The following is a 16,257-nucleotide window of genomic DNA, read 5'->3' as shown; positions in this document are numbered from 1 at the left end:
TCTAAAACTTTAGGAAACATATAATTACTAATTTAAAGTTAATTATATTTTTCTAAGTCAAATAGTTTCTTTCCGTTATCCGTAGTAATCTCAGCAATTTTCTCATAAGAAACTTCTTTTATCTCTGCTACTTTTTTAGCAATTTCTGTAAGAAAAGCTGGTTGATTAGTTCTACCTCTATATGGTTCTGGTGCCATGTATGGACAATCTGTTTCAAGCAAAATGTCTTCAAGGTCTAAAGCTGAGACAACTTCTCTTTTATCTGCACCATTCTTAAAAGTAACTGGCCCATCAAAACCAAAAAGAAAACCATGTTTTTTCATCTTCAATGCATATTCTACATCATAAGAATAACAGTGAAAAACACCAATTTTTTCTTTTCTAAAATTTCCTTGATTTTTAAGACTTATTAATGCATGTTCAGTTATATCACTTGCATCTCTAGAGTGAATTGACACAGGTAGATCATATTCATAAGCTAATTGCATCTGACCTATGAAAGCCTGCATCTGCACTTCATCACTATGTCTATCATCAAAGTGCAAGTCAAAACCAATTTCACCAATTCCTATGATCTTATTTGTTATTTTATTATCTAATAACTCTCTAAAGACCACTTCAGTCTCAGCATTCCACTGATTTGCATCATGCGGATGAATACCAATAATTGCGTAACAATTAGGATTCTCTCGTGCAATCCTGACTGCTCTTAAGGAGCTCTCTAAATCATAACCAACATTATTGATCAGACTCACGCCATTTTGCTTGGCACTCTCAATATAATTATCTAGTTCTTGTATCAATATTGGGTCATTCAAATGTGCGTGTGTATCGTACAGCATCTTAACCTATTTCTGCTCCTGACTCTACTTCTTTGTCTGTTGTTAGAAGACTCAATGAACCATCTTTGTTCTCGGCACTCAAGATCATACCTTGACTGACTACACCTTTAATCTTACGAGGTTCTAAGTTAGCTAAGAGTACAACTTGCTTGCCAATTAAATCCTCAGGTTTATAATGCTCAGCTAATCCAGAAATAACATCTCTAATTTCTCCATTAGAGGTTTCAAGTTTGAACTGCAATAATCTATCAGTTTCTGGAACTGCTTGACAATCTTTTACTGTAGCTACTAGTAGTTCTAATTTTTCAAAATCATTGAATTTTATTTCTGCTTTAGTTTTAGTCTTTGCTTCTACATCAGCATTCTTATTTCTTACTTTAGCTAACTTTTCTTGTCTAGCTTTGGCCTTTTCTTTTTGCTCAGAGTTAATTTTATCAAGCCATTCCATCTCTTTATCTAACTCTAATCTTGGGAATAAAGGCTTAGTCGTTTCAACCTTGGACTCCGTAACGAATTCAGAAAATTCAAGATCTATATTTATGTCTGATTCTTTGCCTAATGAAGCTAAAATTGCATCTGAAGTATCTGGCATAAATGGTGCCAGTAGTATTCCCGTAATTCTTAAAGCTTCAAGTAAGTTTCCTAGAACATTTGCTAACTTAGCACTCTCATCTTCTGACTTTGCTAAAATCCAAGGAGTAGTTTCATCAATATATTTATTAGATCGCTTAACTAAATCCCAAATTGCTTCTAGAGCGTGAGAGAATTGCATTTGATCTAGGTAATTTCTTGAATCAGTAATTGCTTTATTAGCAACAGCTGCTAAGTCTTTATCAAACTCAGTTTCTACTCTTTCATTTGGCAAAACACCATCAAAGTATTTATTTACCATGGCGGTTGAACGACTTAAAAGATTACCTAAATCATTAGCTAAGTCTGAATTAATTCTTTCAACCAAAGCTTCATTACTAAAGTTACCGTCAGATCCAAAACTAACTTCTCTTAACAAGAAATATCTAATTGCATCAACACCATAGCGTTCACATAGCAATACTGGATCAACAATGTTTCCTTTAGATTTACTCATTTTACTATCATTTAATAGTAACCAACCATGAGCAAATACTCGCTCTGGAAGCTCAATTCCCAAAGCCATTAAAAGCGCTGGCCAAATAATGCAGTGGAAACGAACAATCTCTTTTCCTACCAAGTGAATATTAGCAGGCCAATATTTCTCGAAATTGCCATCAACATCATCAGGATATCCAAGAGCACTAATATAGTTAACCAAAGCGTCAACCCAAACATAGATTACGTGGTCAGGATCAAATGGAACTGGAATACCCCAATTAAAAGAAGTACGAGTTACTGCAAGATCTTCCAAACCTTCTTCAATGAAGTGGATCATCTCATTTTTAGATCTATCTGGTTTTAAGAAATCAGGTTGATTTTTGTAAAGTTCAAGAACTTTGTCTCCATATTTACTTAACTTGAAGAAATAAGATTCTTCTTTTGTTAAATATACTGGGCCAGAACAATCAGGGCAAACCCCACCCTCCGCTAATTGGGACTCAGTCCAGAATGATTCACAGGAAGTACAATACCAACCTTGATATTCGCCTTTATATATATCACCTTGATCATATAGTTTCTTAAATACTTCTTGAACTGCCTTCTCATGATAATCATCAGTTGTTCTAATGAATTTGTCATAGCTAATATTCATCAATTTCCAAAGATCTTTAATACCAACTGCCATATTATCAACGTACTCTTGTGGCTCTAGCCCTGCAGCTTCTGCTGTTTCTTGGATTTTTTGACCGTGTTCATCCATACCAGTCAAGAACATTACGTCTTTACCCAATGATCTTTGGTATCTAGCTATACAGTCTGCCGCAACAGTAGTATATGAGTGTCCAATATGCAATTTATCACTTGGGTAATAAATAGGTGTTGTTAAATAAAATTTATTATCTGATTTTCTTTTTTCTTTTAAAACATCAGTCATAGCTTCTGCCCTTCTTCTGTCTAATACTTCTAATACTTCTAAATCTTCTAAATCTTTCATATACAAGTTTTATCAATTAAACTAGTCTTTTCTTTTAATTATTTTTAAATTTTTATATATTCTTAGTTAATTTACGGATCATTTCTTGTTTCAAGTCCCATAGGTCTTGTGATAAGTCCACGTAATATTCATGAGGTGAATCGAAACGCATTACAGATGGCCATAATGTACTCTTCTCTTTTGTACAGTAGTTCTTAATCGCGTTTAAGCTAGGTCTTTCATATTTCAATTCACCATTTTCGAAGATCTTCTCTAACAATGGTCTTGCTGTAAAGTTTGTAACTGTTTGACGTTTCCATGTCGCAATTGGATCAAATAGCTCGTATGATTCTTGTCCTACGACTTCTTCTCCTTCCAGTGTGATTAGGTCAGCTATAGCTTTACCAGTTTCGTTATCGTAAAATCTATAAACTTCCTTACTACCTGGATTTGTAATTTTCGCAACATTCTCTGAAATTTTCATTGTTGCTCGAATACTACCATCTTCCTTTTCGACACCGCTTAATTTATAGACGCCACCAAAAACAGGCTCACTTTTTGATGTAATTAATCTCTCGCCTACACCAAATGAATCAATTTTCGCCCCATTAGAGTATAGGTCTTTGATTGCGTATTCATCCAATGAGTTGCTTACTACAATTTTGCAATCTTCTAAACCAGCTTCATCAAGCATTTTACGTGTTTCTTGGGTTAAGTATGTCAAGTCACCTGAGTCAATTCTAATACCTTTTAGACGTTTGCCCATTGGTTCTAGGACTTCTTTTGCAACTTTAATAGCGTTAGGAATACCTTGTTTCAATACGTTATAAGTATCTACCAAGAGTACTGTATTATCTGGATATGCCTTCGCATAATCTACAAATGCATCATATTCGTTGTCATATAATTGGATAAAGCTATGTGCCATTGTTCCTGAAACCGGAACATTAAACACTCCACCTGCCATAGTACTTGATGTACTTGAGACTCCACCAATATAGGCCGCTCTGGCACCAAGAACTGAGGCATCATACCCTTGAGCTCTACGTGCACCGAACTCAGCAATCGCTCTACCTTCAGCTGCGTGATTTATACGGCTCGCTTTTGTAGCGATTAAACTTTGGTGGTTTATATTAAGCAAAAGCATTGTCTCAATCAACTGTGCTTGGACAAGTGGTCCTCTAACTTTAAGCAGAGGCTCTCCTGGGAAAACAACAGTACCTTCTGGTATTGCCCAAATATCGCAGGAGAAATTCAGATTAGTTAAATAATCCAAGAATTCTTCAGTAAAATCACCAGTACTTCTCAAAAATTCAATATCTTCTTCATCAAAGTGAAAATTTTCAAGAGCATTAATAATTTCATCTAGACCTGCCATTATGGCATAGCCACCATTCTCTGGAACACGTCTAAAGAATAGATCAAAATATACTATATCTTCGTGTTTCTTCTCGTTGAAGTACACTTGTGACATTGTTAATTCGTAATAGTCTAATACAAGACTCATATTATTTTTTCTTACCCACTTACTCAAAACTCCACCTCCATCTTAAGGACATTGAATAATTTAAATACCTAAGTATTTTACCAAATTTTGCTCTCCATTATACCATTCATTGAATATCTCATTGTCATAGTAAACCTCTTCTAGGAAAAGTCCTTTGGCCGCTAAAGTTTTGCCAGCTAGTTCTCTTTTACCACTTAGTATTATTTCTGGTATATCGTTTGCATTAATTTTTCCCAAACCTACATATAGTAAGGTACCAGCAATAATTCTAACCATGTTATAAAGAAAGGCATTTCCTTTAACATCAATTCGTATCATCTGCCCTTTTTCACCATGAACCTTTACCTCAAATAGCTCTCTTATAGTAGAGTTAACGGGTGAACCCTGAGACATAAACCCTTGGAAATCATGTTCTCCCTCTAGATAAGTAGCCGCTTCTCGCATCGCAGCTAAATCCAAATCTCTACTCTCTTGAATAGAATAAGGCGTCAAAAAAGCACTCTTATGTGTGTTGTTCCAAATATAGTAACTATACTTTTTACCAATAGTGTCAAACCTCGCATTGAAGCTCATATCTACGACTTTTGCATCCATGACGGTAATATCACCTGGTAAAATAGTATTCATAGCGATATGAATTTTATCTATAGGCATAGTAGTAGTACTTACAAAATGGCTAATATGAAATCTAGCGTGTACTCCAGCATCAGTTCTACTACATCCTTGCAGGCGAATTGGCTCTTTGCATAATCTGGTAAGCGCCTTTTCTAGCTCACCTTGTACCGTAGGAGCATTATCTTGTTTCTGCCAGCCACCATAATTTGTGCCAACATACTGTACTAACAAAGCTATTTTCTTCTTACTATTATCTTTGCCTTGACTGGATTGTATTTTGCTTGCTGCTTCATTCACATCAGCTTCCATATTCTGTTTTTCTATACCTTCACTATTCATTAAAACTCCATCAGTTGTTTATCTAAAAGAAAATCTCTAAAACTATTATTAATACAATAACAAAAATACTACAGACACTAAAAATCAGATCATTCCAACCTAATTTAAGTGGTTTATATTTAGTTCTTATTGGACTAATTCCATACGCTCTGGCCTCTAAGGCGATGGCTAGCTCTTCAGATCTTTTGACTGCATTTACAAAAAGTGGAACTAATATCGTAATCATTCCTTTAATTTTATCCTTTAGCTTACCCGTGTCATAATTGGCTCCACGAGCTGATTGAGCTTTCATAATTTTATCCGCTTCTTCTGCTAAAGTTGGTACGAATCTTAAGGCAATTGATATCATCAGAGCAAAGTCTTGAACTGGTACATTTATCTTTTTCAGAGGACTCAAGAGAGACTCAATAGCATCCGCTAAAAGCAATGAGCTGGTTGTATAAGATATTAAGACATTGGTCTGGATCGTCAGAAGAATCAAGCGAACACTCACCAAAATACCAGAATATAGACCTTCTCTACTGATACTCAAAAATCCCCACGACCAGATACTCTCACCTGGTACTGTGAAAATATTAATTATAAATGCAAAACTAAGAATAAAAAGTATGGGTTTAATTGAGTTGAAAACTCTCTTCAAGTTCATTTTTGCTAATAAAACTAATGTGAAAGTAAATAGGCCATACATACCTAAAGCTAAAGGCGATCTCAAAAAGAACACCAAAATCATTAATGCAAAAGATAGACATAACTTAATCCTAGGATCTAATTTATGTATTACTGAATCTCCTGCTTTGTATGTTCCAATTACATTAAGCTTCACAAAAATCTCCTGATTTATTTTCTTGTTGTCTATGTTTAATTAAAATTAATTAGTCGCTCTTGAGCCTATTTCAGCCTTGAGCAACTCTCTCATCAAGTCATCAACTCTAAATTGTATAGTATTAAGCTCCGGATAGTATGCCTTAAATTCCTCTGCAAAAGCAATTAATTCAGGCTTATCTAATTCACTTTCCTCTAAGAAATCCATATTAGCAAAAACATCTTTAACAGTTGCGAATTTTTGAATCTTAGCCTCTTTCATAACTATCACTCTATCAGCTAATTTACTAACATCTTCCATACTGTGCGAAATCATAATTATAGTGACACCCTGACTTTGCAAGTTTTTGAGAATATTGTAGAGTTCTTTTTTACCTTTAGGGTCCAAGCCTGCACCAGGTTCATCTAAAATTAAGACTTTTGGCTTCATCGCAAGAATACCAGCAATAGCTACTCTTCGCATTTGTCCACCAGAAAGAGCAAAAGGAGATTTGTTAGGATCAATATCTTGCATGCCCATCATCGCCAAAGCATCATTAACTGCTTCTGCTATCTCATCCTCAGGGAATCCCAATTGTTTAGGACCAAAAGCCACATCTTCAAATATAGACTCTGCAAAAAGCTGATCTTCTGGGTACTGCATAACCATACCAACATTTTTTCTTATCGAGGCAATATCCTCTACTTTTTTTAAATCCTTGTCAAAAACTCTTAACTCACCAGTCTGTAATTTAATCAATCCATTAAAATGTTGCACTAATGTGGTCTTACCCGAACCAGTACTTCCACAAATAGCAATAAATTCTCCACTATAAATATCAAGATTAATATCAATAAGGGCATCAAAAGAATCCTCTTCATCCTTATCATATTGGAAATTTAAATTTTTAGCTTGAATGATAAGATCTCTATTATCTTTAATTGCATTGAAATAACTCTTAGAATCTGGAAATAAATTATTTTCTTTATCTAATGCTGAAAAGATATCTTGCAACTTCTTTGTTTCTGATTTTTTAAGAAGCTCATTAACATTATTTGCTGCAGTCTCTGGACTTATTAAGAATTTAGTTTCAAGATTTTCCTGCAGAGCCTCAAATAATCTTGAACTGAGTTCAACATATTCAGGTTTTCGCATTGAAACGTCGTTTAACAAATAATCTTCAGTAAAAAATTCTTCTGCTTTACCCGCAAAAACTACTCGACCAGACTGCATTACAAAAACTTGATCAACGCCGACAACCTCATCCATATGATGAGTAACATTGATTATAGTTATATTATACTTTTCATTAAGTTCATATAGTATAGATAGAATCTCACGCCTAGATTTAGGATCTAACATTGAAGTAGCTTCATCTAAAATAATGCACTTAGGCTGCATGGCTAGAATTCCAGCTATTGCTAGTTTTTGCTTCTGCCCACCAGAAAGTTCTGCCGGAATTCTTAGCTCTAAACCTTCGAGACCAACCTTCTTGATTGCATCAGGTACAAGTCTCAACATTTCTTCCCTAGGTATGGCGAGATTCTCAGGTCCAAAAGCTACATCTTCTTCAACAGTTGTCCCAACGATTTGATTATCTGGATTTTGGAAAACCATTCCAATCAACTGATGAATTTTAGCGAAAATGTCTTCATCCTGAGTCGATTTTCCAAAGATTAAAACATCACCTTCTTGTGGAAAGTTTAATGCATTAATAATATGAGCAAGAGTAGACTTTCCCGAACCATTTTCTCCTAAAATTGCAATTTTTTGGCCTAATTCTATACTTAGACTTACATTATCTAAGGCTTGCTCAGCGAACTCTAGTCCTTCATCATAAATATAACTAACATTACTAATATTCAAAAAAGTTTCGTTTGATTCAATCATACTTTTGCAGACATCCAAATTCTTCCAAATAATAATATAGGTCAGGATTACCCTGACCTAATATATAATACTTTAAATTAAATTTTAGTAAAATTATTCTGCATCAATAATTTCTAGTACACACATCTCTGCTGAATCACCACGACGTGTTCCTGTAGGAATTATTCTAGTGTAACCACCTGTGTGACCCTTGAAGCGTGGACCAATTTCATTGAATAAAATATTTACTGGATTCAATTGATTATCATCTTCATCTTTTGCACGATACAATACATTTAATGCTCTTCTACGTGCTGCTAAACGTGATGGTTCATCAACTTGAACTTCTTTTGTACTTAACTCACGCTCTACTTTGTAGAAATCATTTCCTGCCAAAGATTTAGCATCTTTCAAAACTTTCTTACCATCTTTGTCTTTTTTAGCTTCTGAAACTAAGATTTCTTTTGTTGTAAAGTTATCTGCTTCTAAAGCTGCGGAAGTAATTAGTTTTTCAGCTATCTTTTGAACTTCTTTAGCTCTTGTTACAGTTGTTTTTACCTGACCGCTAACAATTAACTGAGTTGTTAAGTTACGTAAAATGTTCTCTCTAATGTCATTACGTTTGCCTAATTTTCTATATCCTGCCATAACGACTCCCTTCTACTGCAATAATTTATTAATACTCTGCAGAGTCAGGAGCTAACTGCAATCCAATCTCTGCTAGTTTAGAATCTATTTCATCTAATGATTTACGACCTAAGTTTCTAACCTTTAGCAAATCATCCATTGTTCTCATGGTTAAGTCACCAATAGTGTTAATTGAAGCTCTCTTCAAGCAATTGTATGTTCTTACTGAGAAGTCCATATCTTCGATTGCTGTATCGAGTAACTCATTTCTCTCCTCTTCTTCTTCATCAATAACTACTACTTCTTCTTCGACTTCTTCTTCAAGATCAAGGAAGAGTGAGAATTGATCAATTAAGATTGAGGCTGCTTCATTTAAGCTATCTTCTGCTGTAATAGTAGCATCAGTAGTAACTTCAATAGTTAATTTGTCAAAGTCTGTAACTTGACCAACACGAGTATTTTCTACTCTATAATTAACCTTTTGTACTGGTGTGAAAATTGAATCAATTGTAATAATTCCAATAGGTTGATTTGGCCACTTGTTTTCATCTGCTGTATTGTAACCACTTCCTTCGCTAACTGTAAATTCCATAAATACTTTGGATTCACCATTTAAAGTAGCAATTACATGATCTGGGTTCATAATTTCAATTTCATCATCATGAACAATATCACCAGCTGTGATTACACCTGTTTCACCTTCTTCAACACTTAAGTAAAGTGTCTTTGGACCTGATACATTCATTTTGATTCTAATGCCTTTAACATTAAGAATAATGTCTGTCATATCCTCAATCAAGCCATCTACTGGTGAAAACTCGTGGTATACACCATCAACTCTTAAAGCTGTAACAGCTGCACCACCTAGAGAAGAAAGTAAAACTCTTCTCAATGCATTACCTAAAGTAATTCCGTAGCCTCTATCCAGAGGTTCTACAACAAACTTTCCATATGACTCATCTTCATTTGATTCAGCTATGGTTATAATTGGTTTATTATTTTTTAACATCATTTACCTCCCTGGGTTTTTAGCTAGTTTAACTAGCAACTCGCAACAAGGAAGGAAAATTAACGTGAATAGAGCTCGACGATAAGACGTTCTTGAACTTCTAAATCAACATCTTCCCTACCTGGTGTTCTAACAACAGTTCCTTTAAGATTGTCAGCATCAAAACTTAACCATTCAGGTACAGCATGATTTGCCACTAGTTCTTTGAATATTTCTAAATCTCTTGAACCTTCAGCAACTTCAATAACATCACCTGCATTTAGTGTAATGGAAGGAATATTTACCTTTTTACCATTTACTGTGAAGTGTGCATGACTTACTCTTTGTCTTGCTTGAGCTCTGGAACTTGCTAAACCTAAGCGGTATACAATATTATCAAAACGTAGTTCCAATAAAGTTAGGAAGTTAGTAGCAGTATTTCCTCTCATTCTATCAGCTTCTTGATAGAGCTTGTGGAATTGCTTCTCTTGTAAACCGTAGAAACGTTTAGTTTTTTGTTTTTCACGTAATTGCATACCATATTCAGACATCTTACGACGTACACCTGCTTTACCATGTTGACCTGGAGCATATGGACGTTTTGCAAAATCATCTTTATTGCTGAAACTACGATCACCCTTTAAATATAGATTTTGACCTTCACGTCTACTTAAACGTGTAGTTGGACCTGTATATCTTGCCATATCTTACCTCCCAATTATATTCTTCTCTTCTTAGGAGGACGGCAACCATTGTGAGGTACTGGAGTTACATCTTTTAGCATTGTAACTTCCAAACCGACGTTTCCTAAGGCACGAATTGCAGATTCACGACCTGAACCTGGTCCTTTTACATAAACTTCAACTGTTTTTAGACCATGTTCCATTGCTGCTTGAGCAGCTACTTCACTTGCCAATTGTGCTGCATAAGGAGTTCCTTTACGTGAACCCTTCATACCTTGTGCACCAGCACTTGACCAAGAAATAACGTTACCTTGCATATCGCTTATAGTAACGATTGTGTTGTTAAAAGTAGCGTGAATATGAACTTGACCTTTGTCAATATTTTTTCTATCTCTTCTTCTTACTCTTTTTTGTGTTGTTTTAGTTTTAGCCATCTAACCTAGCTCCTTATTTCTTCTTCTTAATACCTGAACCACGTTTAGGACCTTTACTTGTTCTAGCATTAGTTCTAGTCCTTTGGCCACGAGTAGGTAACCCTGCTCTATGACGACGACCTCTGTAGCTACCAATATCTTGTAAACGTTTGATATTCATAGCAACTTCACGACGTAAATCACCTTCAATTGTATAATCTTCTAATACGTCACGGATCTTAGCTAAATCAGCATCACTTAAATCCTTAGTTCTTGTATTAGGATCAATTTCACATTTGGCCAATACTTCTTGTGATGTATGTAGACCAACACCGTATACAGCTGTAAGTGAATATTCTATTCTTTTGTTATCTGGCAAATCAACACCCGCTATACGAGCCATTCGCATTCCTCCTAATTATCTAAATACTTACTTTTATACTTTTTATTTACTAGCTATCTACTAGCTTTATTTTTTAGTCGTAATTTATAGTAAACACATTAATAATGTAATTATTAATGCTATTAATATATATTAAAGTAAATTTTAAGCTAGTAATGCTCCAGCATTTAGCAGTACCTGAACTTAACACCTACCAGAATAAAATATTAACCTTGTCTTTGTTTGTGTTTAGGATCAGAACAAATAATCCTAACCAAACCTTTACGTTTAATAATACGACATTTTTCACACATCGGTTTAACAGATGCACGTACCTTCATAGTTCGCCTCCTTCATTTTGCTTGTTCAACTCTATTAGTACATTTAAGCAAAGCGACACAGCGACGGGTCGCATGCTTTAATATTCTACCAAAAAATATTTGACTTGCAAGTTTTTTGTAACTTTTTATGATTTTCACAGTCAAAAAGGGTGTATTTTCGCTTTTTTCACGTTAATTTGCACAAATACTTGCTTTTTAGATTAATATAAGTTAATTAATAGCTTCCAAACTACTTATCTCTCCAAGTAATTCTTCCTCTATCTAGATCATATGGTGAAAGTTCTAATGTAACCTTATCACCTTGTAGAATTTTTATATAGTTTTGTCTCAATCTTCCTGAGATATGAGCTTGAACGATATGTCCATTTTCTAGTTTTACTTTAAAAGTTGCATTTGGAAGTACTTCCTCAACAATACCTTCAACTTCAATTACACCTTCTTTAGCCATGATTCCTCCTCTAAAACTTCATCTCTGTTAAAATCTCTGGACCGTCGGCAGTTAATGCAATAGTGTTCTCATAGTGAGCTGATGGTTTCTTATCTCTCATTACAGCAGTCCAACCATCTTCTTCTAGATAAACATCCGCTTTACCCATTGCAATCATAGGTTCTATACAAATAGTCATTCCTTCTTGCAATCTTGGGCCTCTTCGAACTGTCTTATAGTTTGGCACTTGTGGATCTTCATGCATTTCTGTTCCAATACCATGTCCTACAAATTCCCTAATGACACTATAGCCTTTATCTTCTGCTACCTTCTGTACAGCTGCACCTATATCACCAATTCTATTTCCTAGAATTGCTTTTTCATAACCAGCATAGAAACATGCTTTTACTGTATCTACTAGATCTTGTTTTTCTGGATCTAATTCACCAACTCCAAATGATCTTGCAGCATCAGCCATCCAACCATTATATCCAACTACTAAATCAATACTAACAATCTGTCCAGGTTGAAGTATTTTATCTTTCCTTGGTATACCGTGTACGACCTCTTCATCTATTGAAATACAGGTTGCTGCAGGATAAGGTGGTTGAGCATACCCTAGACAAGGAGCATCACCACCAGCTTTTTTTATAACATCATGACCAATTTTGTCTAATTCAAAAGTACTGATACCAGGTTTAATTGCATCATGCATTGCATACATTACATCTACAAGTAACTTAGCTGCATCACGCATCTTAATAATTTCTGATTTAGATTTAATGCTAATCATAATTATAGTTCCTGCCAAAGTTTTTCTAGTGTTTCTTCTAACTCACCACTATTATCAATAGTCTTTAGAATTCCTAAGTTTTCATAATATTCAATAAGAGGTTTTGTTTGCTCTTCGTAAGTTTCCAATCTCTTAACAACAGTTTCTTCGTTGTCATCAGATCTTTGAATTAACTCAGAATTACATTTATCGCAAATGCCTTCTTGTTTTGGTTTATCAAAGTAAATATTAAAGGCTTCACCACAATTGCTGCAAATTCTTCTACCGGAGATTCTCTCTTTAATAATGTCGTATGGAACAAAAACATTTAAAGCTACATCTAACTTCTCATCTCTTCCTTGCAACAGTTCTTGCAAAGCATCAGCTTGAGCAATATTTCTTGGAAAACCATCTAATAAGAATCCATTCTCAACATCAGCCTCACTGAATCTATCTTCCAACATACGAATAGTTAACTCATCAGGAACTAGTTCACCTTTTTCCATGTATGCTTGAGCTTCTTGACCTAAAGCAGTATTGCCCTTGATATTCTTTCTGAAAAGGTCGCCTGTAGAAACGTGACTTATGCCAAATTTCTTGCTAATCTCTCCTGCTATTGTACCTTTTCCGGAACCCGGTGCACCTAAAAGTATTAGTCTCATAATCTCTCCTTACTAAAATTAAGTAAAGCCTCACCTAAGCCAGGTAAGGCTTTGAATGATCTTTCAATTTTTACATTGTTATTATCATCTATTTTAAGAAACCTTTGTAACTCTTCATTGTCATTTCTGATTCTAATTGATTTTGTAACTCTACACATACACCGACAATAATTATGATAGATGTACCACCCATCCAAATTGCGCTTGTATTTGTAATTGTACCTATTAATGTAGGTAGTAATGTAACAATTATTAAGAATAATGCATCAAACCAATTCAAACGATTTGAAGTGTTTTGAATAAATTCTGATGTAGGTCTACCTGGTCTGATACCTGGGATATAACCACCATTCTTCTGTAAATTATTTGAAATCTCAATTGGATTGAATGAGATCAATGAATAGAAGAAAGTAAACATTAATATTAGCAATGCCATGATTACATAATAAAGAGGGTTAGCACCAAATGTACGGAAAAAGTTTACCACACCATTATTACTATTGTGCCAGAACAAACTTACTAACAATGAAGGTAAGGATGCAATTGCTGAGGCAAAGATTACTGGCATAACACCAGATTGGTTTACCTTAATTGGTAAATATGAACTTTGACCACCATATTGTTTACGTCCTACAACACGTTTTGAATATTGTACTGGTATTCTTCTTTCAGCTAGTTGAACAAATATAACAAATGATAACAATGCTAATGCTGCAACTATAAATACTAGCAATAGAACTGTTGCTACAATTGGACCCCAATTGTTATTTACGTCCCATGCTCTTACTGTATACCATAATGCTCTTAACATGTCAGGAATCTTAGCAATAATACCAGTGAAAATGATAATTGAAACACCATTTCCAACACCGTTACCATTAATTGATTCCCCTAACCAAGTTACAATCATTGTACCTGCAGTAAATGTTGATATTACTAATATTGCATTTAACCACATTGGCAGATTACTTACAGAAGCTGAGCGAGTAGCAAACCAGAATGAAAATGACATAACTGCTGCTAAACCTACTGCTGTATATCTTGTGATCTTTTGTATCTTCTTTCTTCCTGTTTCGCCTTGTTGAGCTAGACTTTCCAAAGAAGGTATTGCAACTGTCAATAGCTGAATGATAATTGACGCTGTAATGTAAGGTTGGACACCTAATGAAAAAATAGAAACTGAGGCTAAAGCACCACCAGAGATTATATCCATCATTTGTCCTAATTGACCAAAACTATTAATCAAGTTGGTGAATGCAACACGGTTAATACCTGGAACAGGAATGTGTGCACCCACACGATAAATGATTATGATTAACAGTGTATAAAATATGCGCTTACGCAATTCTGGAACATTAATAGCCTTTTTCAAGGTATTTCCAATGCTTGACATATCTATACCTCCTCAGCGACGCCTCCCGCCGCTTCTATACTTGCTTTTGCAGATTTTGTAAACTTGCTTGCTTTAACTGTTAGCTTCTTGTCAAGTTCTTCATTACCGATAATTTTTAATTTATCTTGTTTGTGATCAAAGTTAGCAACACCTTTTTCTTTAATTGTTGCTAAATCTACTACATCACCATCTGCAAAAACGTTCAGTCTAGAAACTGGCACTTCTACATATTTTGTTTCAAAGTTTTTATTATTGAATCCGCGTTTTTGTAATCTACGGAATAAAGGAGTTTGTCCACCTTCAAATCCCCAGCGTCTACGACTACCTGATCTTGCCATTTGACCTTTGGTACCACGACCTGAAGTCTTACCACGACCGGATCCATCACCTCTACCTTTACGTTGAGTGTTATGGGTTGCGCCTGCTGGAGCTTTAATATCATTTAACTTCATGTTTAGCTCCTTCCTATAAACTCTCTACTTCAACTAAGTAGTCAACTTGTCTTAATTGACCACGTAGTGCAGGAGTATCTTCATGTTCTACTGATTGACCAATTTTTTTCAATCCTAACGCTTCCAATGTACGTTTGTGCTTAGTCAATCTGTTATTTTTACTTTTCTTAAGTGTTATTTTCAATTTAGCCATTTCGCGGAACCTCCTATAAAATCTCTTCTGGATTCTTACCACGAGTTTTAGCTACATCTTCTACTGCTCTCAATTTACCTAAAGCGTCTATTGTAGCATTAACAACATTAAGTGGGTTTGCTGTACCTAAAGATTTTGTTCTAATATCTTTGATACCAGCTAATTCAACAACAGCACGAGCTGCACCACCTGCAATAACACCTGTACCTGGTTTAGCTGGCATAACTAAAACTTTACCAGCACCAAACTCACCTATGTATCTGTGTGGGATTGTAGTTCCATCAGTAGTAACATCTACCATGCTTTTAATTGCACTTTCCTTAGCCTTACGAATAGCTTCAGGAATTTCAATTGACTTACCGATTCCAGCACCAACTCTACCATGTCCATCACCGACAACTACGAGTGCACGGAATCTCATGTTACGACCACCCTTAACAGTCTTAGCAACACGGCTAATACTTACGACACGGTCCATAATTTCTGGTTCATATTTATTTTCCATTAGTATTCCTCCTCGTATTAGAATGCAAGTCCTGCTGAACGTGCACCATCTGCTAAAGCTGCCACACGACCATGGTAAATGTATCCACTACGGTCAAATACAACTTTTTCGAAACCAGCTTTTTTAGCTCTTTCTCCTAATAGTTCACCTACTGCTTTTGCAGCTGCAACTGAACCTGTATTGCCGTCACTTAGATTTAACTCTGAGTCTAAAGTAGATGCACTAACTAATGTTGTCGCATTTTGGTCATCAATCAATTGAGCATATATATGCTTATTGCTACGATACACTGAAATTCTAGGAATTTCTGTTGTACCACTTAGGGTACGACGTATCTTAGCATGTTTTCTTTGACGATTTTTATTCTTATTAATTTGCTTAATCATTTAACATGCACC

The 16,257-nt window shown here is 35.1% G+C and carries 20 protein-coding genes; all 20 read right to left on the bottom strand.

The features are described from left to right. Positions 1-38: 38 nt before the first annotated feature. The gene (locus tag C5Q98_RS01420) at positions 39-842 is read right to left on the bottom strand and encodes a TatD family hydrolase (protein WP_106011963.1); all 804 of its coding nucleotides are present in this window, start codon (positions 840-842) and stop codon (positions 39-41) included. A gap of 1 nt (position 843) precedes the next feature. Beyond that, the gene (metG, locus tag C5Q98_RS01415; protein WP_479723661.1) at positions 844-2,910 is read right to left on the bottom strand and encodes a methionine--tRNA ligase; all 2,067 of its coding nucleotides are present in this window, start codon (positions 2,908-2,910) and stop codon (positions 844-846) included. A 52-nt stretch (positions 2,911-2,962) separates the two neighbouring features. After that, a complete protein-coding gene (locus C5Q98_RS01410; RefSeq protein WP_106013051.1) occupies positions 2,963-4,396 on the bottom strand; it encodes a nicotinate phosphoribosyltransferase in 1,434 nt (477 codons plus the stop codon). Between the two features lie 60 nt (positions 4,397-4,456). After that, on the bottom strand, positions 4,457-5,350 hold the full coding sequence (gene truA, locus C5Q98_RS01405; protein WP_106011962.1) for a tRNA pseudouridine(38-40) synthase TruA: 894 nt from the start codon (positions 5,348-5,350) through the stop codon (positions 4,457-4,459). 22 nt (positions 5,351-5,372) lie between these two features. Next, entirely contained in the window at positions 5,373-6,173 is an 801-nt protein-coding gene (locus tag C5Q98_RS01400) for an energy-coupling factor transporter transmembrane component T family protein (protein ID WP_158695667.1), read from the bottom strand. A gap of 45 nt (positions 6,174-6,218) precedes the next feature. Beyond that, positions 6,219-8,042: an energy-coupling factor transporter ATPase gene (locus C5Q98_RS01395; protein ID WP_106011960.1), complete on the bottom strand. Its 1,824-nt coding sequence runs from the start codon at positions 8,040-8,042 to the stop codon at positions 6,219-6,221. A gap of 93 nt (positions 8,043-8,135) precedes the next feature. Further along, positions 8,136-8,669, bottom strand: coding sequence for a bL17 family ribosomal protein (locus C5Q98_RS01390; RefSeq protein ID WP_106011959.1), 534 nt, complete (start codon positions 8,667-8,669; stop codon positions 8,136-8,138). A gap of 28 nt (positions 8,670-8,697) precedes the next feature. Next, positions 8,698-9,657, bottom strand: coding sequence for a DNA-directed RNA polymerase subunit alpha (locus tag C5Q98_RS01385; protein WP_106011958.1), 960 nt, complete (start codon positions 9,655-9,657; stop codon positions 8,698-8,700). A 59-nt stretch (positions 9,658-9,716) separates the two neighbouring features. Further along, positions 9,717-10,340, bottom strand: a complete 624-nt coding sequence (gene rpsD / locus C5Q98_RS01380; RefSeq protein WP_106011957.1) for a 30S ribosomal protein S4 — start codon at positions 10,338-10,340, stop codon at positions 9,717-9,719. 14 nt (positions 10,341-10,354) lie between these two features. Next, the gene (gene rpsK, locus C5Q98_RS01375) at positions 10,355-10,753 is read right to left on the bottom strand and encodes a 30S ribosomal protein S11 (protein ID WP_106011956.1); all 399 of its coding nucleotides are present in this window, start codon (positions 10,751-10,753) and stop codon (positions 10,355-10,357) included. A 13-nt stretch (positions 10,754-10,766) separates the two neighbouring features. Next, on the bottom strand, positions 10,767-11,135 hold the full coding sequence (gene rpsM, locus C5Q98_RS01370) for a 30S ribosomal protein S13 (RefSeq protein ID WP_106011955.1): 369 nt from the start codon (positions 11,133-11,135) through the stop codon (positions 10,767-10,769). Positions 11,136-11,341: 206 nt separating this feature from the next. Next, positions 11,342-11,455, bottom strand: coding sequence for a 50S ribosomal protein L36 (gene rpmJ / locus C5Q98_RS01365; RefSeq protein WP_106011954.1), 114 nt, complete (start codon positions 11,453-11,455; stop codon positions 11,342-11,344). Between the two features lie 229 nt (positions 11,456-11,684). Then, complete coding sequence (infA, locus tag C5Q98_RS01360; protein ID WP_106011953.1) at positions 11,685-11,903, bottom strand: translation initiation factor IF-1; 219 nt, start codon at positions 11,901-11,903, stop codon at positions 11,685-11,687. A 10-nt stretch (positions 11,904-11,913) separates the two neighbouring features. After that, on the bottom strand, positions 11,914-12,675 hold the full coding sequence (map, locus tag C5Q98_RS01355; protein ID WP_106011952.1) for a type I methionyl aminopeptidase: 762 nt from the start codon (positions 12,673-12,675) through the stop codon (positions 11,914-11,916). A gap of 2 nt (positions 12,676-12,677) precedes the next feature. Beyond that, positions 12,678-13,316: an adenylate kinase gene (locus C5Q98_RS01350; protein WP_106011951.1), complete on the bottom strand. Its 639-nt coding sequence runs from the start codon at positions 13,314-13,316 to the stop codon at positions 12,678-12,680. 88 nt (positions 13,317-13,404) lie between these two features. Next, entirely contained in the window at positions 13,405-14,709 is a 1,305-nt protein-coding gene (gene secY / locus C5Q98_RS01345; RefSeq protein WP_106011950.1) for a preprotein translocase subunit SecY, read from the bottom strand. Positions 14,710-14,711: 2 nt separating this feature from the next. After that, entirely contained in the window at positions 14,712-15,161 is a 450-nt protein-coding gene (gene rplO / locus C5Q98_RS01340) for a 50S ribosomal protein L15 (RefSeq protein ID WP_106011949.1), read from the bottom strand. A gap of 13 nt (positions 15,162-15,174) precedes the next feature. Next, positions 15,175-15,354, bottom strand: a complete 180-nt coding sequence (rpmD, locus tag C5Q98_RS01335) for a 50S ribosomal protein L30 (RefSeq protein WP_106011948.1) — start codon at positions 15,352-15,354, stop codon at positions 15,175-15,177. Between the two features lie 13 nt (positions 15,355-15,367). Continuing rightward, complete coding sequence (gene rpsE / locus C5Q98_RS01330; protein WP_106011947.1) at positions 15,368-15,859, bottom strand: 30S ribosomal protein S5; 492 nt, start codon at positions 15,857-15,859, stop codon at positions 15,368-15,370. A 17-nt stretch (positions 15,860-15,876) separates the two neighbouring features. Then, positions 15,877-16,245, bottom strand: coding sequence for a 50S ribosomal protein L18 (gene rplR, locus C5Q98_RS01325; protein ID WP_106011946.1), 369 nt, complete (start codon positions 16,243-16,245; stop codon positions 15,877-15,879). Positions 16,246-16,257: the final 12 nt, after the last annotated feature.

Source organism: Fastidiosipila sanguinis, assembly GCF_002998295.1.
Taxonomy (GTDB): Bacteria; Bacillota; Clostridia; order Saccharofermentanales; family Fastidiosipilaceae; genus Fastidiosipila; species Fastidiosipila sanguinis.
Note: the sequence above shows the minus strand (reverse complement) of the source record. Positions and strands in the feature narration are given on the sequence as shown.